The following is a 20,602-nucleotide window of genomic DNA, read 5'->3' as shown; positions in this document are numbered from 1 at the left end:
GCTATTGCCGGTTCAGTGTAGCCAGTAGCTCATTCAGCTCATCCCGGGTCAGATGCCGCCACTCCCCGCGCGGCAATCCATCCAGAGTGATATTCATGATCCGTGTCCGTTCCAGGCGCAGGACTCTTTGGCCCAGCTCTTTGCACATCCGGCGGATTTGCAGGTTAAGTCCCTGGGTCAGAATGATCCCGAATTCCTGGTCGTCAACCGGATAAGTAACACAGGGTTTCGTAACTGTTCCAAGAATGGGTACGCCGTCGGACATCGCCTGCAGGAATTCGGGAGTAACCGGCTTGTCGACAGATACGCGGTATTCCTTCTCATGATGGTTCTCCGAACGCATGATTTTGTTTACGATATCCCCATCATTTGTCATTAGAATCAGGCCTTCCGAATGTTTGTCCAGCCGGCCTACAGCAAAGATCCGTGAAGGATAATTCACAAAATCAATGATGTTCCCTTCCACCTCGCGTGCTGCTGTACAAGTAATCCCTACAGGCTTGTTCAGTGCCAGGTAGACAAATTCTTCTTGGCTAAAACTAACGGGCTGGCCGTCAACAGCCACAAGATCTCCATCCTCTACCTCGGCACCCTTTTCACAGACTGTACCATTTATCGTAATCCGGCCGGCTTGGATCAGCCTGCCAGTCTCTCTGCGCGGATAGATTCCTGTCATGCTCATATACTTATCAATCTTCATCGTTTCTTTCCTTCCGGCTGGAAAATACAAAAGCACCTGATTTCAACGTACAAATCAGATGCTGCATGTACTCCATCTATAGGCACAAGGCCAGATTATTTACTGCCGCCTGTTTTTGCTCCGCTGCCGCTTTTGGCAGCACCCTTTGCCCCTTGGCTGCCGGCGGGTCCGCCTTTTGGCTTCACCGGCTTCACCGGCTTCGCCGTTTTATTCCAGCGGGTCCAGCCCTTGCTGCCTGTCCCTCTGCCTGTGCCGCCGCCTTTACTTTTTGCCACAATATCACTCCGTCAGTATTCAGTTTTCGTTAGACTTAATCTATCTTACCATTACTATAGGCAGAATGTCAGGTAAATACACAAACAGCCCCCGGAACAGATCCGGAAGGCTGCATTGTAGACTCTATTATTTCGGCTGGATATAACCTTCCGCCTTCAGCAGTTCAGCGATCAGCACGGCTCCGCCGGCTGCGCCGCGTACCGTATTGTGGGAGAGGCTGACGAATTTGTAATCATACAGCGAATCTTCACGCAGTCTGCCTGCGGAAACCCCCATTCCGTTCTCGATGTCGCGGTCAAGCTTGGTCTGCGGGCGGTTCTCTTCCTCAAAATAGGTGATGAATTGTTTCGGTGCGCTTGGAAGCCCCAGCTCCTGAGGACGTCCCTTAAAGCTGTTCCAGCGTTCCAGAATTTCTTCCTTGGACGGTTTTTGTTCAAAGGAGGCAAATACCGCAGCCAAATGGCCATCAGCGACCGGCACACGGATACACTGGCTGGTGATTACCGGCTGCTCGCTTTTAACGATACCTGCATCAGTCACTTCGCCCCAGATCCGCAGCGGCTCCTGCTCACTCTTCTCTTCTTCGCCGCCAATGTACGGAATGACGTTGTCAAGCATCTCCGGCCAATCACCAAAGGTTTTGCCGGCCCCAGAAATTGCCTGGTAAGTCGTTACTACGACCTTGGAAGGCTTGAATTCATTCAGTGCATTTAGTGCAGGCATATAGCTCTGAATCGAGCAGTTCGGCTTCACGGCGATAAACCCAGTTTCTGTACCCAGGCGTTTGCGCTGCTGGGCAATCACCTCGAGATGCTCCGGATTGATCTCAGGAATGACCATTGGAACATCTGGAGTCCAGCGGTGTGCCGAGTTGTTGGAAATGACCGGTGTTCCGGTCTTCGCGTAAGCTTCTTCCAGTGCCTTGATCTCTTCTTTCTTCATATCAACAGCGCAGAAGATCAGATCCACATCCGCAGCCACTTCTTCTACATTGGCAGCATCCTGAACCATAATCCCTTTAACTGCATCAGGCATAGGTGTGGACAGCTTCCATCTGCCCTTCACCGATTCTTCATACGTTTTGCCTGCCGAATTCCGGCTTGCGGCAATTGCGGTCACTTGAAACCAGGGATGATTCTCAAGGAGTGCAATAAAACGTTGACCCACCATACCGGTACCGCCAACAATACCCGCTCTCAACTTACTTGACATAAGAAATTCATTTCCTTTCAAGCCGCTCCTATGGATAGGTGCTTTTTAATAACCGATTATAAATGATATACGCAGCTTACACAATATGTGAATGAAAAGTAAGTCTTTCCTTTTGTAAAATCTCCAGTCTGTCGCAAGCTTAAAAATCTATGCGGTTCCGAGCCGCTTCGCCAGTTCTCCAAGATCCTGCCCCTTCAGCGCACCTTCAACAAGTGCCGGAAGCAGCGCCGGAGTACAGGCAAAACAAGGCGTTCCATCCCGCGACAGCTGCCTGGCCAGATGTTCATCATAGGAAGGCTTCCCGGAATCCGACAATGCCAGCAGCGTCATTGTGCGGACACCGGATTCCCGGAGCTCACGCATCCGCCGGACCAGTCCTGCCTGGTTTCCGTTCTCATACAGGTCTGAAACGATAATGAACAGTGTCTTCTTCGGCTCTTCAATAAACTGCTCACAGTATTTCACTGATTTATGGATGTCTGTTCCGCCGCCCAACTGAATGCCGAACAGCATATCGACCGGATCATTGGCACATTGCTCGGTCAGATCCACAACTTCAGTATCGAATACGACCACACGGGTATTAAGGGCAGGGATGCTGGCGAAGATCGACCCGATGACCGATGCCCAAATGACGGAATCGGCCATGGATCCGCTTTGGTCGATATCGACAATAACCGTCCACTCCTTGCTGCGGCGGGCGCGGTCAAAATAATAAAAACGCTCGGGAATGATGATCCTACGCTCCTGGTCATAATGCTTCAGATTCCGCTGAATCGTCAGCTTCCAGTCCAGCCCGCTGAGCGATGGCAGCGGTGAATGCTGCCGCTTGTTCAGCGCTCCGGTGACTGCGCGCCGGATGTCCGTCTCCAGCAGCTTGACCAGATCGTCTACCAGGGCCTTAACAAGCATTCTTGCGGTATCCTTGGTCTTCTCCGGAATCTTGCCCTTCAGCGAGAGCAGCGTTCCAACAAGCTGAATATCCGGCTTGACTGCAGCCAGCAGCTCCGGCTCGAACAGCAGCTGCTTCCAGCCCCTGCGCTCCATGGCATCGCTCTGGATGATCGACACCACGTCCTCCGGGAAGAAGCTGCGCACATCCCCCAGCCATTTGGACAGGTGCAGTGCACCGTGCCCGGTGCTTGAGCCCTTGCCCTTGGCGCTGCCGGCGGCCGTTCCCGAGGTGCCGCCCGTTCCTGTCTCGTCATAAATAGCGGCAAGCGCCGCATCCATTATCTTCTCCTCATCCGTCAGCGTCAGCTGTCCACCTTCACCGTAGCCGGACAGTGCCGCATCCGCTTCCTGGCCGAGAATCAGCCGCCAGCGGGAAAGGGTATTCTCCTGCTTATATTCATTCGTCATCTAAAAGTCCCCGAAGTCAAAATCATTCAGCTCCTCCAGCATTTTGGCTTCTTCCTCCTTCAGCTCACCGGTGAGAATCTCTGCAGCCTGTTCGGTATTCACACCCCACAGCTCACCCAGTAGCTCGGATATCATTGTCTTCTCGCGCGGCGAGAAGGTGCTGAATGCACGGCGCAGGAAGACCAGCGCCCGCTTAAATTCATCATCATCGAGTGCATTGATGTAGTCGTTTAGCTGCTCCCACAGACTCATACGTGACAGGAGACCGTAATGGCCGCGCATCGACAGTCCTTCGAACCACCCAGCTCCAAGATCAGCAGGGATGCCCGGTGAAAGCCGTCGCGACACCTCAGCGGCGACCTCTCCGGCCGAGACCGCACCCCGCTCCATCAGAATGGCGCAGGCATAGCCGGAGAGCCGCGGATTACGGTCATCCCGTTCCGAGAGCAGCAGCAGCTCCTGCAGCCATAGCTTCTCATCCAGGCTTTCCCCATGCTCAAGGGATATCCCGTTTAACTCATTCATGGCTGTAAGCATCGCGCCTGCAGCTTCATCGTTACAGCCGCTGGCATCCAGCAGAAACAGGCAGCCGCGGCGGAACAGCTCTTCCAGCAGAGGCATCAGCGGGGCGGTATCGACCTTCCGGATATCGCCGAAGCTAAGGATGGTTGACAATTCACGGGCCGCGGCAGCCATGCCTACGACATCCCTGCTGAGAGCAGCCAGGTTCTGCAGCACCCGGCTGCCTTCCTCCATCTGCGAGGTCATCGCACATTGACAGGCGATCCGGATTAGCCCCGAAGCTTCCGCTATGGAGCGGCACTCCTGCAGCTTCTCCCGCAGCACATAGGCAGCAGCCACCTCTACTGTCTCGCCCAGTAGTGTGGATTCCACCACCTGGATTTCCACCTCCGGCGACCACTGGATGACCCAATGCTCCGCCCAGGTGGCACTGTCCTGGCTGCTTGGCCGGTTCTTGGCAAAGGCTATTCCCAGCAGATTCAGCCGTTGGAACAGAACCGAGCGGTGCAGGTCCAGATAAGCGGCTTCACTGCTTGATACTCTGCGGTTCTCCCGGAGGTCAAGCTGCAGCTCGCTTGCAACTGTGGATTTGTATTTCTCCAGCTTGTAAGTCTTCAGTAGCCGGTTCAGGTCATCCTGAATCGGTGTCTGGCTGACGCCTTCAGCGAGAGAACCGATAGCTGTACCGACATCCACTCTCGCCAGCGGCTCCGCGATAGCCGCAAGATCGCCATGCCCGAGCAGTGTCTGCGCGGCATCGCGTAAGTCCCGCAGGGTCGGCCTGCTGCCGCCGTGTAGCGCGGCCAGCGACTCCGCCAGCCTGACCGCCTCAATGACTTCGGCCGTAGAACGGTACGTACCGCCGCTGCGCACATGGCTGGCTACCGAGGACAGGTAGCGGTGCGGAAGTTCCTCCGGATGCCCCGCTTCAATGGTCTCCCACATCATTTCGAAGTAATGTGGGGCGGCATTTCCTGCCCCATAACCGGACATTGTAGATAGCTTATAATACGAATAGGGCATCAGCGTCAGCTTGGTTCTGCGGGACGGCAGGGCTGCCAGCTCATCGTCACTCATTGGCGCTGCTTGACCGGCAAGTGCAGAAGCATGATAAGCTCCGCAGATCACCACAATTTTGCCCGGCTCATGACCGGATGCAATTGTCGCCTGAATCTGCCGGCTCATATATGCTTCGCGCAGCGCATTATAGGCATATTCCGACGGCTGCTCCCGCAGCTCCTTCCCTTCACCGAGCTCACGCATCTGCGAAGAGAAGGACAGGATAGAGGTCAGATAAGCACCAGTGCTCGCATTATGCTCAAAGTTACGCTCCCAATACATATCATAGTCATATTCACCGGCAAGCTGGGCGATCCGGCTGTACAGCGATTCTTCGTCTTGAATCTCGGCAGCGGAAGGTTCACCCGATGGATCAGCTGCAGGCACTGCTTCCCGTACAGCGGCTCTCCCCCGCTTCATAGCATCCTGCAAACCTAGCGTTACCGAAGAAGGCAGATCAATAAATGCAGCAGCAGCACCGTGTGTCTTAGCCCATTTCATTGCCTGATATTCGGGAGAATAGACCGCGAACGGCCAGAGCACCGTCCGTACGGGCAGTTCATCAGTAAAGGCCAGAATAGCTACCGGCGGTTTAGTTGCGCCTTGGGTCAGATGCGTAATCTCTCCCGTTGCATCGCTGGGACCTTCGATCAGCACCGCCGTAGGCTGAAGCTCATCCAGATATTCCAGCAGATGCTGTGCGCCGCCGGGAGACAGATGCCTCACCCCGAAAATATGCACTCCAGCTTCAGCAGCCTTAATCACTCGTTCATCTCCTTACAGGCCTGATACAGGCCGCGCCACTCCGATCCTTTTTTCTTCATGACATTATCCAGATATTCCTTCCAGACGAGCTTATCCTTATCATCATCCTTGACGATAGCCCCCTGGAGTCCCGCAGCCAGATCACTGTCGGTCAGCTCACCGCTGCCAAAGCTTGCGGCCAGCGCCATGCTGTTGGTCAGGAGAGAGATCGCCTCCGCAGTGGAAATTACCCCGGCCGGTGTCTTCACCTTCTCCTTCTTGTCGAGCGTCATCCCGCTGCGCAGTTCGCGGAAAATCGTCACGACCTTGAGCAGCGCATCATCCGCCGGTACAGCAGCCTGAAGCTCGTATGAGGAAGCTATCTCAGCAACCCGTTTCTTGACAATAGACAGCTCCGTTTCAATATCTGACGGTGCTGGCAGCACGATGATATTGAAACGCCGCTTCAACGCAGCGGACATTTCATTGACCCCACGGTCTCTGGTGTTAGCCGTGGCAATGATCGAGAAGCCTTTTCGGGCACCGGCCTCCTTGCCGAGCTCCGGTACGGAGATGGTCTTCTCCGAGAGAATCGAGATCAGCGCATCCTGCACTTCGGAGGCACAGCGGGAAATCTCTTCAAACCGGGCGATGCCCCCGTCCTCCATCGCCCGCATAATCGGGCTTTTGACCAGCGCCTCCGGGGTCGGTCCGTTCGCCAGCAGCATGGCATAGTTCCAGGAGTAGCGCACATGCTCCTCACTTGTACCGGCTGTCCCCTGGACCACCAGTCCGGAGTTGCCGTAAATCGCCGCTGCCAGATTCTCGGACAGCCAGGATTTAGCCGTTCCCGGTTCTCCGATCAGCAGCAGCGCCCGGTCTGTGACCAGAGTAGCAACGGCCATTTCGATCAGCCGAGTGTTGCCGATATATTTTGGGGTAATGACCTTGCTTCCGGCTCTCCCCCCGGCGATGAATGTGAGTACCGCTCGCGGTGACATCTGCCAGCCGGCCGGTATTCTGCCCGTATCCTCTCTCCGCAGTGCTTCAAGCTCCTCGCGGTACAAAACCTCAGCAGGCAGCCGCATATAATCCTGAAGCTGCTCTTGTCCCGTTGACATGTACACCTCTCCTTTGTGTAAACCGTGAATTCAGCTTCCTAAGTACTTTACTCCTGTCTCTGCAAATGATTTAGCAGATATTCCAGCTGTGTTTTGGATTCATAACGGTAATTGGGTGCAATGGCCTCGATCCGGCTAAAGTAGCTTGACGGAAAGCGGAGCATCAGATGAAACAAATAATAAGGAATCATATACGGATTATAGAGTCTATCCTTCTCCAGTACGGACATCAGCAGCTCCTGCCGTTCCGGTTCTGCCAGTCCTGCACGTTCCAGTCCCATAAAAATATGGAGCATGTAATCGTGGCCTCTCCGTCTACCGCTCTGCTCCTGAAGTTTGCCGAGCAGGTAATTGCGTGCGGCTGGTGAATCCGGCCGGGCAAAGGCACACACCAGATCCAGCGCATCCTGGTCTATGAACCAGTCGAGCCAGCGGGGATCCCAGGCTACAGCAATTTTGTCAGCAGACAGCATTTCCCTCCAGATTTGCTGGCGGTCTCTGGAGGAATCCCATGGGACCTCATATACTACGCTTTCAGCGTTTATAATCTGCCGCTCCAGCGTTTCCAGCAGCTGTTGGTCACGCTTTGCCGCTTCTTTTGATACTTTAGATTTCAGCCTGCTCATCATTGTTCCGCCGAACTGCTTGTAGAGCTCCTTAGCACTCAGCAATTGCTGCGCCGCACGGAAATAGTGAGGCAAATAACGCGAATTACGCTGCTCCAGCTCCCTGAGCAGCTCCAGGCCCTGCTCCGATGCTGCCCTTTCCTCATAATAAGCTGCCTGATCCAGCAGAGGCAGCCATCCTAAAGCGATAAACTTTTCATAATTGTGTATCACAAAGCTGTATATTTGGTCGAGTTGCGGATTCCGTGCTTCCTCAAGCGCAGTTAAATAAGGCTGTATGCCGGTCCAGACGTTCTCATTCTTTTTCTTGTCGGTATTGTCCTGCTGTAAGGCTTCCTGAAGCTCCTCCATGAACCGCACAGACAACCGCTCTGCAAGCGGTGGGGAAGGCCATTTCGCGACTGCTTCGGCTGCAAGCGCCCGGTCTTTCTTCCCGGCAAACGCCTCCAACAGCCGTTCCATGCCGGCTTGAGAGCCTCCGGCGGCTACTGCAGTAAATGCGGCTTCACGGATCGGCTTCTTCTTATCATTCGTCCATTCCAGCAATGACGTCGTATACGCCTCATGTCCGGCCAGACAGCCGATCGCAGCAACACGGACATCATCGCTGCCGTTCACCGCTGCCTTGAATATCTCAGGAAGCAGTTCCGGCCCGCCTGCCTCTCCGATCACCTGCAGCTTGCGTACATCGCTTTTCCCGCCGGAAGGATCGAATTCCCGCATAAGATAATCAGCGATTGCCGGGCCGTAGGAGGGCAGAATCTGCTTCATGGCAAATTCAGCGATCTCAGCATAAGGGTCGCTTAAGGCACCGATAGCCAGCGGCAGCAGGCGCAGATCTTGAAATATCCCCTCATTGAACGCCTCTACTACCGTCTCATATCTGCCGCTGCCTGTTGTGGTCAGCGCCTGCCGGACCGCAGCCAGCTTGCGGTATGATACTTTGGTTTCAAGCGTAAAGCGGCTGCTCGGCAGCCCGCCTGGAATACCGGCAGGTGATGTAGTTCCCTGTGTATAGAGCACGGACTCCAGCAGAAGGGTCAACTCCTGCAGCTTCACCGCCGGAGCAGCCTCCCCTGCACTCTCCTGCTTAAGAAGGGCAGCCACACCTTCACCGAGCCGCTTAAAGACGGCTGCCCGCTCACCCAGCTGCTGAAACTGCGGCAGCAGGCGTTTCAGGCGGAAGTCGTCCGCCGCCAGGTCGCTGCCGGCAATATAAAGCCTTCTGACTTCCTGATGAAGCTCTTGTAATAATGCTGTACTCATGGGCAGTCCCCCTACTCAAAGGTATACGAAAATTATGATTCATAAAGTTTGCTTAGTATAGGAGACGTGTAATCCCCTCATCAGTAATGACGCTTAGCGGCTGGGCAACCAGCCTGCCCTGGTCCAGGTCATGTTCAAACATCACCAGCAGTGAGCAGCCCTTGAGACTGGCGGGAGACAGGAATGGCAGCAGCTGGAGCGTACCCTGGGGCAATGAGGAAATATCCCCCAGCACAAGCTGCCCGCCAGCTTCATCCGTTATGACATATTCGCCGTGCTCCGTCACTCCAAGGCTAGCTGCATATAGAAGCAGAACCGGTTGCTTATCGCTTAACGGATTCTTTAACTGATTTTTCACCCTCTTGATTGCTTCCGCGAAGCTGCGGTCTGCATGAACCCGAACCTGGGCCAGGTCAGCCGGAGTGACAAGTCTCGCCATCATCTCTTCATAACGTACCCGGGCATTGAGTTCCCCGGGATATTTGTAGAGCAGCGGAATCTTGGCAACATCAAAGAAGCTGTCATCCTCCCGCAGCAGCTTGGCTGCTTTGTAAGGGCGGTAGTGAACAGTCTTGTGGATCATACCGCTGGCCATGTCCAGCCAGTACCCGAGATCGACGAATTCCTGCCGTGCATGATCATCATAGCTATAGAAGGCGAGCTGAAGCAGTTCAACATCTGACTCTGTAAGCCCATATTCCTTCAGTTCTGCCAGCTGCCAGGCGTGGCCCAGCCATTCATCTATGGTCGATTCATAGTCCGGCGCAAGCTCCGGATCTTCGCTTCTTGCGGTCAGATAACTCCGGCCTTTCTTAATAAAGGCATGCAGCCGTGTCAATTGCTCCACAGCATATGTATAGCTCTGCTCACGGTCCTGCCCCTTCCCCAGCAGCAGCGCGAACCGGCGCAGTTCAATCTGTGCACCGGACAGATAGTAGTTGCCCAGCTGTTTCACGTGCTCCTGAACCGTCTTAAGTGTCTTGGCATCAATGGTGGACAACCCGCCGCGGATCAATGAAAGCACCAGCTTCTCCAGCAGGTCCAGCCCTTCAAGCTGGGCCGATATTTTTTTCTTAAGTGCTGATTTATTGACTTTCTTCGGTTTACTTCCGGTGCCTTCGGCAGCCTGCTTCACCTTGTTCTCTTCCCGTTTCTCAGCCTTTTCACGCTTGGCGGCGATCGTCTCTGGAACTTGTGCAGGTGTAAAGGACTGGCCTTCCACATAGGCATACAGCAGGCCTAGGGTGTGCTTGCATGGAAACTGCCGGCTCGGGCAGGAACAGCGGAAGACAGGGTTCTCCGGAGCCACAAAATCTACAGAGCATTCATACGGTGTCTTTCCGCTTCCCGCACATTGCCCGAACAGCAGCTCTCCGTTCTCAGAACGGTGAAGCTGGATGAAGCTTTTTTTGCGTACCAGCCCCTGTCCATTCTTGATAGCAGCGGCATTCGGTGCTAACGAATCTACATAGGATGAAGTAAGTTCAGGCAAATCAGATTCCTCCCGACTTGTTTGGCTGAATTAAACAGAATATTGGGCAAAATTGGAACATGATCTCTATTACCCAAGTACAGGGAATAAGATCACATGTTTGCATTCATCTTAGCAAAAATCATTTCCTCTTCCAATCTCTCAAGCCCCCGAATGGTAAAAACAGGAGAATGGAACTAGATAACTGAATGTAGACCTAAGAAGAAACGGCTTCGCCGTCCAATTAGGGACGGAATCGTTTCTGCGAATCCGCGCAAAAAAACAGGGCAGACCTTGGCGGTCCCCCGTGATGATCGGGTGTGACTGTACATTCCGAATGACAGCTTCACCTCATAATAAAATATATGCGGAACCCCGCTTACTTAAACCAGCCTTTTTCCTTAAAACGTGTAATTGCCTCAATCCGGTTGCCTACATCCAGCTTGTCAAGAATAACTGAGATATAGTTCCGTACCGTTCCTGTTGTAATGTACAGTTGGCTGGCGATTTCCTTGGTATTTTTGCCGTCGGCAATCAGCCCGAGCACTTCCTTTTCCCGCTGTGTCAGCGGATTGGCTTCACTGCTGTAAGCCTCATCCATGAGCTCCGGTGCATAAATCCGTCTGCCGGCCATCACACTGCGGATGGAGAGGGCCAGCTCTTCACTGGGGCTGTCCTTCAGCAGATAGGCGTCCACTCCAGCCTTCACCGCGCGCTCGAAATAGCCGGCCCGGGCAAAGGTGGTGAGGATCATGACTTTACACCCGGAACTCTTCAAGGCCTCCGCTGCTTCGAGTCCGGTCATGGCAGGCATTTCTATATCCATGATGCAAATATCAGGCGTATGCAGCTTCACCAGCTTAACGGCTTCCTCACCGTTGGTTGCACGACCGACCACCTTCATATCCTCTTCCAGATCAAGCAGTGAAGCCAGTGCGCCCAGCAGCATGCGCTGATCCTCAGCAATTACAATCTTTATCATTCCTCTTTCCCCTCCTGCTCCAGCTGCCGGATCACCGTAGGTACCTTAACCACTATGGTTGTCCCGCTGTTCTGCACAATCTCCATACTTCCGTTAACAAATTCAAGCCGCTCCCGCATACCCTGCAAGCCGTGGCCTTTATTCTCCTGATTTGCGGGCTTAATGCCTCTCCCGTTATCGGCAACCTTGATGACCAGATCCGTCCGGGAAGGCTCGATCCCAATCCGGCAAAATGTGGCGCCGCTGTGCTTCACCACATTCGTTACGGCTTCTTTAATGCACATGCTGAGCACATTTTCCGTAATCAGTGAAGTATTGGTCAGCTTAGGGCTGCCCTCCAGCTCGAATTCAATTTCTGCCGCCTGCAGAAACTGCCGGATCCTCACAAGTTCATCTTCAAGCCGGATGCCGCGCATCTGCGTAATCATTTCACGGACCTCTTTAAGCGCGCTTCTGGCTGTCTGGCGGACATCATTGATCTCCACGACCGCCTGCGCCGGATTTTTGCTGATCAACTTGCTGGCCAAGTCACTCTTTAGCCCGATAAGCGACAGCTTCTGGCCCAGGGTATCATGCAGGTCGCGGGAGATCCGCTGGCGCTCCTCCATGATGACAAGTTCCGAAATCCTTTTATTCGCATCCTCCAGCTGTCCCTGCAGTTTATCCTGATTATTGCGGTTATAGGTCGTGGCGGGAAGCAGTACTACGGCAATGATACTCACCAGCACAAACGGCAGCTGCGACAGAAACACTGGATTACGGGTAATCAGCTCGTAGTTGATGGCTACGATGGTCGTCAGCAAATGGATCGTGTACATGGTGAAGAAGCCGCCGCGGTTCTGAATATTACCGATAAAAAAGGCCAGAAACAGTGCAAAATACATATACCCGAACATTAGCGTCATCGTAATGGAGACGATAATCTGCACACTAGTCCAGAAATAAACTACCCATCCCTTAGATTTGAAGGCGAGCACGTAACAGGCAAAAAACATAATAATCATCACAATTCCATATACCCACCGATCCATCGAAGAGGACCGGAAAATCGAGTAAAACGGAAGGATGTAGAACACAACCCAAACATAAGGGCTTAGACCTGTACTTTTATGAAAAATATGATGCCACTTCTGCATGTCAGCCATCCTTTTAGCCAGCTAGATTACCCCCATTTTAGCATAAAGCTTACGTTAACCGGCAATCCCCGAAAAAAAAGAGAAGAAGCCACACCCGCCTGATATTCTCCGGGACTGACTTCCTCTCCTGACTGCAAACACGCATCATACTATTTAGTCTGGAGTTCCGGTTTGCGCACTTTCAGCCCCTCTACCGAAGGCAAAGGATGGCGCAGCCGGGCTTTGATCTCCTTGAAGCCTACAAAACCCTTATTCTCCTCATCCCACAGCCGGAAATGGAGCGCCTTTAGACTGGTTCCAATGGTGATTGTCGTTGCTTTCTGCAGCGGCGGTGTAGCATTATGTGCCAGCTCAAGGTTATAGTTCGGCACCTTCGGGCTTAAATGATGCACATGGTGAAAGCCGATGTTGCCGGTGATCCATTGCAGGACCTTCGGCAGCTTATAATAAGAGCTTCCTTCCACAGCAGCCATCACATAACTCCATTCCTCTTCATGCTCAAAGAAAGTATCCTCGAACTGGTGCTGTACATAGAATAGCCAGATTCCGAGAAAGCCGGAGACGAATACGATTGGCAGCTGTACCAGCAGGAAAGCCTGCCAGCCGATTGCCCAGATCATCGCTCCATACAGTGCCGCAATCAGGATATTGGTCAGATAAGTATTCATGCGCTCTTTACGTCTTGCACCCTTGGCATTGAAGCGGTATTGAATCAGGAATACTGCAATCGGACCGGCACCAAACATAACCAGCGGATTGCGGTAAATCCGATAGTATAAGCGTTTAAGCGGAGTCGCCGCAATATATTCATCCACTGTCATAATCCATATGTCGCCGATGCCTCTTTTGTCGAGGTTGCTGCTGCCGGCATGATGGATCGAATGGCTGTGCTTCCACTGGCGGTAAGGCACCAGGGTCAGCACCCCTGTAAGCGTACCGAGAATATCGTTGGCTTTCCGGTTCTTGAAGAATGAACCATGACAGCAGTCATGGAAAATAATAAAGGTGCGGATTACGAAGCCCGCTGCCGGTACTGCAAACAGCAAGGTCAGCCAATATGAAACAGAAAGACTCAAGTAGGCTGCGGCCCATAACAGGATCAGTGGTCCGAGGGTATTAATAAGCTGGTTTATACTTCTTTTATGGTCGTTTTGTTCAAAAGGGGCCACGCTTTTTTTTAGGCTGGAGAGCTGGGTAGCATTGCTCTTCGTCATCTGGTCGTTTCCTCCTCGTGTGTCCGGTAAGGGATACATTCATCTATACTTATCATTATAAAGAAGGAAGTGTCATGACAGTAAGGCATAAACATCAAGGAGAGGGTATGACAAATATCATACCCTCTCCTTATTTAACTATTATTTATATCCCTCATTCGCCTGCTGGGTATACTGCTCTCGGAATTCTGTCGGCGTTTTGCCGGTTGCCTTCTTGAACACCTGGGTGAAATATCTGGGGTCCTGATATCCGACGAGCGGTGCCACCTGATATACCTTCACACTGCTGTTCAGAAGGATATATTTAGCCTTCTCCATCCGGTAGTAGGTCACAAACTCCAGGAAGGTATAGCCCGAGACCTGTTTGAACAAGGTACAGAAATGGCTGATGCTTAAGTCCGCCACTTCCGCTACTTCTTCGATGCTAAGATCTTTATGATAATTCTCTTCAATGTACCGTTTGGCCTTATCAACGACACTCCGGCCGTCTTCGCGGGTGACCTGCTTGCTGCCCTCCTGCATCCAGCTGCGGAAGTCCTCCTTGAGCACATTGATAACAGAGCTTAGGGTCCCCAGTCCCTGCAGCTTGCCCAGCAGCCCTTCGAGCGACCACTCCGCCTGCATGTTCAGCTGCTCAAATTGTCTGTATAAGACTACGACAAGCTCAATGATGATCCGCTGTGCTAATTCCTTTGGCAACGACTGGGATTCGATGAAGCTGGCCATTTCATCGAACAGGACCAGCATCCGCTCCATATTCAAGGTACGGATACTCTCAATAAGCGAAAGCTCCAGCTCCTTCGGATATTGTACCTCACGGACGGATTCCTCCGGCGTTTCCTCTTCGATGAATACCCCTGCCTGGCCGGAGTAAAAGCGCTGGTACAGCGCTTTGGCAGCAAGCGGATATACGGTGCTTAACTGGTCAATTCCCTGTGTGCTGCGGCTGATGCCCACCGAGCAATGCAGCTTGGAATAGCGCTTAATATCGGCAACCAGCCGCTCGCCGAGTTCTTTTTTGACTGTACTCAAGCTTCCTGGGAACAGCAGCACCCACTCCCCGTTGTAGAACGGGAAGATCGACAATGCCCCGTTCTCCAGCGACCACTCTTCAAGAATATTGCGGATCGCGAACAGCCAGAGATGTTTCTCCTCGGCGCTCCACTTGGCGGTAAGGGCGGCATAATCGTCCAGCCGGACTACAGCCATGAAATATTCCCTTTCCAGCTCGCTGTTCTCCAGCCACTTCAGATGCTGCAGCGGACGCGGATTGCCAAGTGTGAACTCGGTGAACATCCTCTCTCTCGCCAGAATGGACAGCATCTGCACCGAATGCATTAGCTGCTCATTCTCTTTCTGCCGGTCAAGCTTAAGCCGCGCGCGGGTTAGCATTTCCGTCAGCTCGTCATGGTCAATCGGCTTCAGCAGATAGTCAAACGCTCCAAGCCGCAGCGCATCCCGCGCATATTCAAATTCACCGTAGCCGCTGATAAAAATAAACAGCAGCTTCGCACTCCGCGGCAGCACTTCTTTCATTAAAGCAATCCCGTCGATCACAGGCATGCGGATATCACTGATCACAATATGCGGGGAATGCTCTTCAATGAGCCTTAATGCCGCTTCACCGTTCCGTGCTTCACCCGCGATGGTAAGACCCAGCTCCTCCCACGGGATCGCTACTTTAAGGCTGCGCAGAATGATCGGCTCATCATCCACCAGCAGCACTTTATATTTCTCTTGCCGTGCACCCATTTCCGGCACCTCCCAGATTATTGAAGTGTTGAGCTTTGTATGAGATTCCAGTATTGCTCGGACGAGGACTGCAGCTGCCCAAGAGCATCATCAGCAGACAGGCCGCCGTCGATCATATCTTCGATCACGCTGAGGAAGGTCTTCTTCACTTCAGGTGACAGTAAATTGTCATACGGCACGAAGCTCTGGTGGTTCTGTTCCATCACCGACATGACTTGAGCGAACACCGGACCCGTCTTCTCCGGATCAAAGGTGATACGCATGGAGGGAATTCTTAATCCCTCATAGACGATCCGTGTCTGAATTTCCTTCGTATAGAAGGCTTTCATCAATTCCAATGCCGCCTCCCGCTTAGCTTCTGTCAGGCTGGAAGAGAGGCCGATCCCGATCGTGTACCCGCCTGCTATCGAGGCTTCCGTTCCTTTGGTTAAGGAAGGAAAGGGAATGACGCCTACCTGGTTCTGAAAGTCAGCAGGAGCTGTCTCCCCCGTAAAAAGGTTAATGTCCCAGTTACCGTTAAGATACATCCCGGCTTCACCGCCCGTGAACATCCGAACTGCCTCTTCTGGTGAAGTATCATTTGAAGCGCTGCTAAATGCCCCTTCATCGATCCATTTCTTCAGGTGCTCAAAAGCCTGCTGATAGGCCTTATTCTTAAAGGTGACCGCATCTTTGCCTGTTACCAGCTTCTGAATCAGCTCCGGTCCGGCATAACGGTCCATCAGATAATGCGCAAAAATGCCAGCGGGCCAGCGGTCCTCATTGCCGAGGGCAAAGGGGATGTAGCCGGCTTGTTTCAGCTGTCTGATCGCTTTATCAAGCTCTTCCACCGTTCCAGGAGGTTTGATACTCAACTTATTGAACAAAGTCTTATTGTAATAGAGCGGTTCCGCATTCCCTTCAATCGGCAGCCCGTAGATATGATTGTTGAAGGTCCAGAGATGCAGATCGCTGAACTGGTCTCTCAGGCCGTTCTCCTGCACGAAATCCGTCAGATCCATCAGCCGGTTGGAACGAACATAAGGCTCGATCTCGGCACCGCCGAAGAGCACAAACATATCGGGCGGCGTACCGGTGACCATTTCGCTTTTCAGCTTCTGCTCGCGGTGAATGGTCTGGTCTAAGCCTTCAAAGTTTACCTTTACATTCGGATGGTCCTTCTGATAATCCCGGACAACCTCTTCAAAGATAGCAAGCAGCGGCCGGTCATGCTCCTTCATCCAGAAATGGCGGAAGGTCAGCGTGATTTTCTCGGGAGAGTTGTCTTCGATCGGCTCCTTGTAGCCTATTGTAATAAACAGCACCGCTCCAGCCATTATTAAAATATAGAGCAGAATCCATCCCCATTTGGTTAACCATCTCACAGCATTTCTCCCCACTTTCGTCCCGCTCACGTTCTTCATGGCTGTATTTTTGGAATACGGATACAGATGGTCGAGCCGAATCCCGGAGATGAACAGACTAGAATGCCGTAAGGATTGCCAAAACGGATATTAAGACGCTCATGCACATTCCGGAGCCCCACCCCGTTGTCGCTGTATTTCTTCGGATTGCTGTGTTCCTTATCCCATAGACTCATCAAGGTCGACAGATCAAAGCCCGGGCCGTTGTCCTTCACAATGATGATAATATCCTTGCCGTTCTCCTGTGCGCCGATTGTAATCACCCCGTGCTCTTCCATCTGCTCAATGGCGTGATATAGCGCATTCTCCACGATCGGCTGTACGATCAGCTTCTGTGTCATTACCAGTTTGAGCGGATCCGGCAGATCGATGGCATAGCTAAACTTATCTTCAAAGCGGAATTTCTGGATATCCAGATAATGCCGGACATGCTCAAACTCCATTTGCAGAGGGATCAGCTCCTGATTCTGGCTGATGCTGATCCGCAGCAGCTTGCCGAGCGAGACGACCATCTTACTGATGCCCCGGTTACCTGCCAGAACCGCCATGGAGTTGATTGATTCGAGTGAATTATAGATAAAATGCGGATTGATCTGCGCCATGAGCGCCTGCATTTCCGCTTCCTTTTTGCGTCCCTGTTCCGTCTGCACCTGCTGGATCAGTTCACTAATCTGTGAGCTCATCCGGTTGAATCCGTCGATCAGCAGGTCGCTTTCATCATCGGAACGCACAGGGCTGTATATGGGCATAAAAATCCCCTGCTTTACCCTTTTCATCCCGTTGACCGCACTGTTAATGCTGCGCACAAGCCTCCTGATAAAATATCGGTCGAACAAAAAGGCGGACAAAAGTGAAACCGTTCCCAAGATAATGGCTAAATTGCGGATGGAAGCTGACTCCGAGGAAATCAGATTCATCGGTGTGATCGCTGCCAGATACCAGTCCGCATTATGTGAAGGGAGGAAAGTAATCAGTGATTTCTCTCCTTGATAATTGTCGATGTAATAGTCCTGCGTCTGGGTATAATCCTCCTGCAAAAAAGGAAAATCCGTCCGCTGTCCGATATGCTCCCCGGATTTATTGAAGACGATATTGCCCTGTTTGTTAACCAGCAGAATATCCCCTTTTTTCAGCGTCGCCGCTTCCCAGAAAATCTGATCAAGCAAATCTGGTTTAACATACACGACGAGGTAGCCGATATCCTCAAGGGAATAATAGTCTTTGATAACTCTGGCTTGTACAAGCACCGGATTTCCGGAGGATTCCGAGCCGTTCTCCCCGGGACCGGACCAGACGGGCCTGCCTTCGGCGCTTTCCATAGCGCCATACCACACCTGTTTACGCATATCTGCAAAAGACATCGGCGCATTATACTGATACAGCAGCCGGTCCTTGCCGTATAGGCTGAAGGAGGTAATCATAGGATGGTTAATCAGCAGATTGTTGATTTCCTGCTTGCGGTCATACGTCAGCACAAAATTCGGCTGCTTCAGCGACTGCTGAATCGCAGGCTGTGTAATGGCCGAATTGGTGATTGAAGAGATTTCACTGAGAGCAAATTTAAGCTTGCGGTCTGTCTCCAAAAGAGAGATCCAATAGAAATTACTTGATTTCTTCTCCATCGCACTTGAGAAATATACGTAGGTAACGGTACCCATAATAATTACGGGAATGAACACGAGAAGAATAATAGCGAATAAGATTTTGCGCCGTAGCTTCATTTCTCCTTACCTTCTCCCTGCTGCCTTAAGCCTGACTTAAGCGAAACGAATGCCGCCCTCTTAAAAAAAAGGACGGCTCTGACGTTTCTGCTTTATTTACTATTCTTCATGGAACTTCCGGTTTCCTTGTTTGCCAGCAAAACCAGACTTAACTCTTGATTGCGCCTGAAGTCAGGCCGGCAATGACCCAGCGGCTGAACAGCAGGAACACGATCAGCAGCGGCAGGGTGGCGGTAAAGGTTGCGGACATGATCATACCATAATCCAGCCCGTCACGGGTTGTAAATAGCTGCTGCAGGGCGAGCTGAATCGTATAATGTTCCTTGTTTTTCAAGACTACGAGCGGCCAGAAGAAATCATTCCATACCGTCATGAAGTTGAGAATGCCCAGGGTCGCCATTGCAGGTGTAATAACAGGTACGGCAATTTTCCAGAAGATGCGGAAATGACCGCCTCCGTCAATCCGTCCAGCCTCAATCAGCTCGGTTGGAACGGCCGTAGAAATGTACTGGCGCATCCAGAAGATCCCGAAGGCATTGACCATGGCCGGAACAATCAGGGCCTTATAGCTGTCAATCCAGTGTAATTTAGCCATAATGACATAAGTAGGCAATACACCGAGCTGCTGCGGAACGATTAGAGTGGCAATAACAAATACAAACAGCCCGTTTTTAAACGGAAATTCATATTTGGCAAAAGCATAACCGGCCAGAGTACAGAAAAACACAACGGAAAGGGTTACCATTGACGATACGAACAGCGAGTTGCCGAGCGCCTGGAAGAAGTCCGCCTTTTCCAGTACCCGCTTGAAATTGTGGATGAACTGGTCTCCGACCGTCAGCAATGGCGGTACATGAAACACAGCGCCCTTGTCATTGGTTCCTACGACAAACATCCAGTAAAACGGGAAGACCGAAATGAGTGCTCCAAAAATCAAGAGGAGATAGAAGCCTAATTTTCCGAAGAACCCGAGATCATCTGTTTTTTTTCTAAATATACGCAGTGTACTCACGCTTTTCTACCTCCAGTGTCTCCGCCTGTGCCTCTGGAAATCAGCATATTAAGGATGGAGAATAGAATTGTAACGAGGAACAGCATGACTGCTGTAGCCGCCGCTGTACCGAAGAATCCGTTGCGGAATGCTTCGCTGTAAAGATAAGTAACCATCGTAATCCCTTCCTGACGGGTAGAGCCTGTGCCCGCCTGTCCGAGGAATACATAAGGTTCTGTGAAGAGCTGCAGCGCGCCGATCGTTGACTGCAGGGACACGAAGATAATGAAGGGCTTAAGCAGCGGCAAAGTGATCGAGAACAGCTGCTGTCTGCGGTTCGCGCCGTCGATGCGGGCGGCTTCGTACAAATCCATCGGAATACTCTGCAGCCCGGACAGGAAGAGAATTGCATTGTAACCCGTCCAGCGCCACATTACCATGGTGGAGATGGCTATCTTCACTCCCCACCAGCCGGAGTTAAAGGCTACGCTATCAAGCCCGAGCCCGTTTAGCATCCAGTTGATCATTCCGTTGTTTCCGAACAAGGTGCTGAATACAAGTGTAACGGCCACAATGGACGTAATATTCGGCATGAAGTAAAGAATACGAAACGTTTTTTTGAATTTGGTCATCCCTGAGTGCAGAAGAACTGCCAGCAGCAGGGCCAGCATCACCTGGGGAACAGTTCCCATAAGCCCCATAATGAGTGTATTGCTAAAAGAAATCCAGAAGGTAGGGTCACTAGTGACCAGATCATAGTTCTTGAAGCCGACAAACTTCATCGGGTTGAGTGCATCCCATTTAAAGAAGGACAAATAAAAGGTGAAGAAAATCGGGTATAGTCCAAATATCGAGAACAGAATAAAGAACGGAGAAATGAAGGTATAGGCCGTAATCCGGCTCCGTCTTTGTTCAGTTAAAAAAGGGCGTTTGCTCTCGGCATGCGGACTCGTAATTACGGGTTCTGCCATGTCACACCTCCAGGAAAATTAAGAAAACTCCATTTCCGAAGAATCCGGATTCCCGGGGAGGCTTACTCTCCAG

16 protein-coding genes are annotated in these 20,602 nt (G+C 52.0%); all 16 read right to left on the bottom strand.

The genetic code is table 11. The features are described 5' to 3' along the window. Position 1 precedes the first annotated feature (1 nt). On the bottom strand, positions 2-700 hold the full coding sequence (locus L6H70_RS02195) for a pseudouridine synthase (RefSeq protein WP_236329330.1): 699 nt from the start codon (positions 698-700) through the stop codon (positions 2-4). Between the two features lie 95 nt (positions 701-795). After that, on the bottom strand, positions 796-978 hold the full coding sequence (locus tag L6H70_RS02190; RefSeq protein WP_236333068.1) for a DUF3934 family protein: 183 nt from the start codon (positions 976-978) through the stop codon (positions 796-798). Between the two features lie 124 nt (positions 979-1,102). Beyond that, positions 1,103-2,188, bottom strand: a complete 1,086-nt coding sequence (asd, locus tag L6H70_RS02185) for an aspartate-semialdehyde dehydrogenase (RefSeq protein WP_236329328.1) — start codon at positions 2,186-2,188, stop codon at positions 1,103-1,105. 147 nt (positions 2,189-2,335) lie between these two features. Beyond that, positions 2,336-3,550 (bottom strand): VWA domain-containing protein, encoded by a 1,215-nt coding sequence (locus tag L6H70_RS02180; RefSeq protein WP_236329327.1) that lies wholly within the window; start codon positions 3,548-3,550, stop codon positions 2,336-2,338. Then, complete coding sequence (locus tag L6H70_RS02175) at positions 3,551-5,893, bottom strand: DUF5682 family protein (RefSeq protein ID WP_423802798.1); 2,343 nt, start codon at positions 5,891-5,893, stop codon at positions 3,551-3,553. After that, positions 5,893-6,996 (bottom strand): AAA family ATPase, encoded by a 1,104-nt coding sequence (locus tag L6H70_RS02170; protein WP_236329323.1) that lies wholly within the window; start codon positions 6,994-6,996, stop codon positions 5,893-5,895. The genes L6H70_RS02175 and L6H70_RS02170 overlap by 1 nt, the downstream gene beginning before the upstream one ends. 47 nt (positions 6,997-7,043) lie before the next feature. Further along, positions 7,044-8,888, bottom strand: a complete 1,845-nt coding sequence (locus tag L6H70_RS02165; RefSeq protein ID WP_236329321.1) for a HEAT repeat domain-containing protein — start codon at positions 8,886-8,888, stop codon at positions 7,044-7,046. A gap of 52 nt (positions 8,889-8,940) precedes the next feature. Beyond that, a complete protein-coding gene (locus L6H70_RS02160; protein WP_236329319.1) occupies positions 8,941-10,380 on the bottom strand; it encodes an SWIM zinc finger family protein in 1,440 nt (479 codons plus the stop codon). Between the two features lie 358 nt (positions 10,381-10,738). Continuing rightward, positions 10,739-11,341, bottom strand: coding sequence for a response regulator transcription factor (locus tag L6H70_RS02155; RefSeq protein WP_236329317.1), 603 nt, complete (start codon positions 11,339-11,341; stop codon positions 10,739-10,741). Then, positions 11,338-12,477, bottom strand: coding sequence for a sensor histidine kinase (locus tag L6H70_RS02150; protein WP_236329314.1), 1,140 nt, complete (start codon positions 12,475-12,477; stop codon positions 11,338-11,340). Before L6H70_RS02150 ends, L6H70_RS02155 begins: the two co-directional genes overlap by 4 nt. Positions 12,478-12,626: 149 nt before the next feature. Then, positions 12,627-13,691 (bottom strand): Delta(5) desaturase DesA, encoded by a 1,065-nt coding sequence (gene desA, locus L6H70_RS02145; RefSeq protein ID WP_236329312.1) that lies wholly within the window; start codon positions 13,689-13,691, stop codon positions 12,627-12,629. A gap of 141 nt (positions 13,692-13,832) precedes the next feature. Then, on the bottom strand, positions 13,833-15,443 hold the full coding sequence (locus L6H70_RS02140) for a response regulator (RefSeq protein WP_236329310.1): 1,611 nt from the start codon (positions 15,441-15,443) through the stop codon (positions 13,833-13,835). A gap of 17 nt (positions 15,444-15,460) precedes the next feature. After that, complete coding sequence (locus L6H70_RS02135) at positions 15,461-16,807, bottom strand: ABC transporter substrate-binding protein (protein ID WP_236329308.1); 1,347 nt, start codon at positions 16,805-16,807, stop codon at positions 15,461-15,463. A gap of 35 nt (positions 16,808-16,842) precedes the next feature. After that, positions 16,843-18,567 (bottom strand): sensor histidine kinase, encoded by a 1,725-nt coding sequence (locus L6H70_RS02130; RefSeq protein WP_236329306.1) that lies wholly within the window; start codon positions 18,565-18,567, stop codon positions 16,843-16,845. Between the two features lie 148 nt (positions 18,568-18,715). Continuing rightward, positions 18,716-19,579: a carbohydrate ABC transporter permease gene (locus L6H70_RS02125; protein WP_236329304.1), complete on the bottom strand. Its 864-nt coding sequence runs from the start codon at positions 19,577-19,579 to the stop codon at positions 18,716-18,718. Continuing rightward, positions 19,576-20,529 (bottom strand): carbohydrate ABC transporter permease, encoded by a 954-nt coding sequence (locus L6H70_RS02120; RefSeq protein ID WP_236329303.1) that lies wholly within the window; start codon positions 20,527-20,529, stop codon positions 19,576-19,578. Before L6H70_RS02120 ends, L6H70_RS02125 begins: the two co-directional genes overlap by 4 nt. Between the last annotated feature and the right edge of the window lie 73 nt (positions 20,530-20,602).

The organism is Paenibacillus auburnensis (assembly GCF_927798115.1).
Classification (GTDB): Bacteria; Bacillota; Bacilli; order Paenibacillales; family Paenibacillaceae; genus Paenibacillus_AQ; species Paenibacillus_AQ auburnensis.
This window is presented reverse-complemented; position numbering and strand designations above follow the sequence as displayed.

Excerpts from the sequence above, each read along its gene's own strand:
- L6H70_RS02195 (WP_236329330.1), bottom strand. The coding sequence starts at position 700 with ATGAAGATTGATAAGTATATGAGCATGACAGGAATCTATCCGCGCAGA.
- asd (WP_236329328.1), bottom strand. The coding sequence starts at position 2,188 with ATGTCAAGTAAGTTGAGAGCGGGTATTGTTGGCGGTACCGGTATGGTG.
- L6H70_RS02180 (WP_236329327.1), bottom strand. The coding sequence starts at position 3,550 with ATGACGAATGAATATAAGCAGGAGAATACCCTTTCCCGCTGGCGGCTG.
- L6H70_RS02170 (WP_236329323.1), bottom strand. The coding sequence starts at position 6,996 with ATGTCAACGGGACAAGAGCAGCTTCAGGATTATATGCGGCTGCCTGCT.
- L6H70_RS02165 (WP_236329321.1), bottom strand. The coding sequence starts at position 8,888 with ATGAGTACAGCATTATTACAAGAGCTTCATCAGGAAGTCAGAAGGCTT.
- L6H70_RS02155 (WP_236329317.1), bottom strand. The coding sequence starts at position 11,341 with ATGATAAAGATTGTAATTGCTGAGGATCAGCGCATGCTGCTGGGCGCA.
- L6H70_RS02150 (WP_236329314.1), bottom strand. The coding sequence starts at position 12,477 with ATGCAGAAGTGGCATCATATTTTTCATAAAAGTACAGGTCTAAGCCCT.
- desA (WP_236329312.1), bottom strand. The coding sequence starts at position 13,691 with ATGACGAAGAGCAATGCTACCCAGCTCTCCAGCCTAAAAAAAAGCGTG.
- L6H70_RS02140 (WP_236329310.1), bottom strand. The coding sequence starts at position 15,443 with ATGGGTGCACGGCAAGAGAAATATAAAGTGCTGCTGGTGGATGATGAG.
- L6H70_RS02130 (WP_236329306.1), bottom strand. The coding sequence starts at position 18,567 with ATGAAGCTACGGCGCAAAATCTTATTCGCTATTATTCTTCTCGTGTTC.
- L6H70_RS02120 (WP_236329303.1), bottom strand. The coding sequence starts at position 20,529 with ATGGCAGAACCCGTAATTACGAGTCCGCATGCCGAGAGCAAACGCCCT.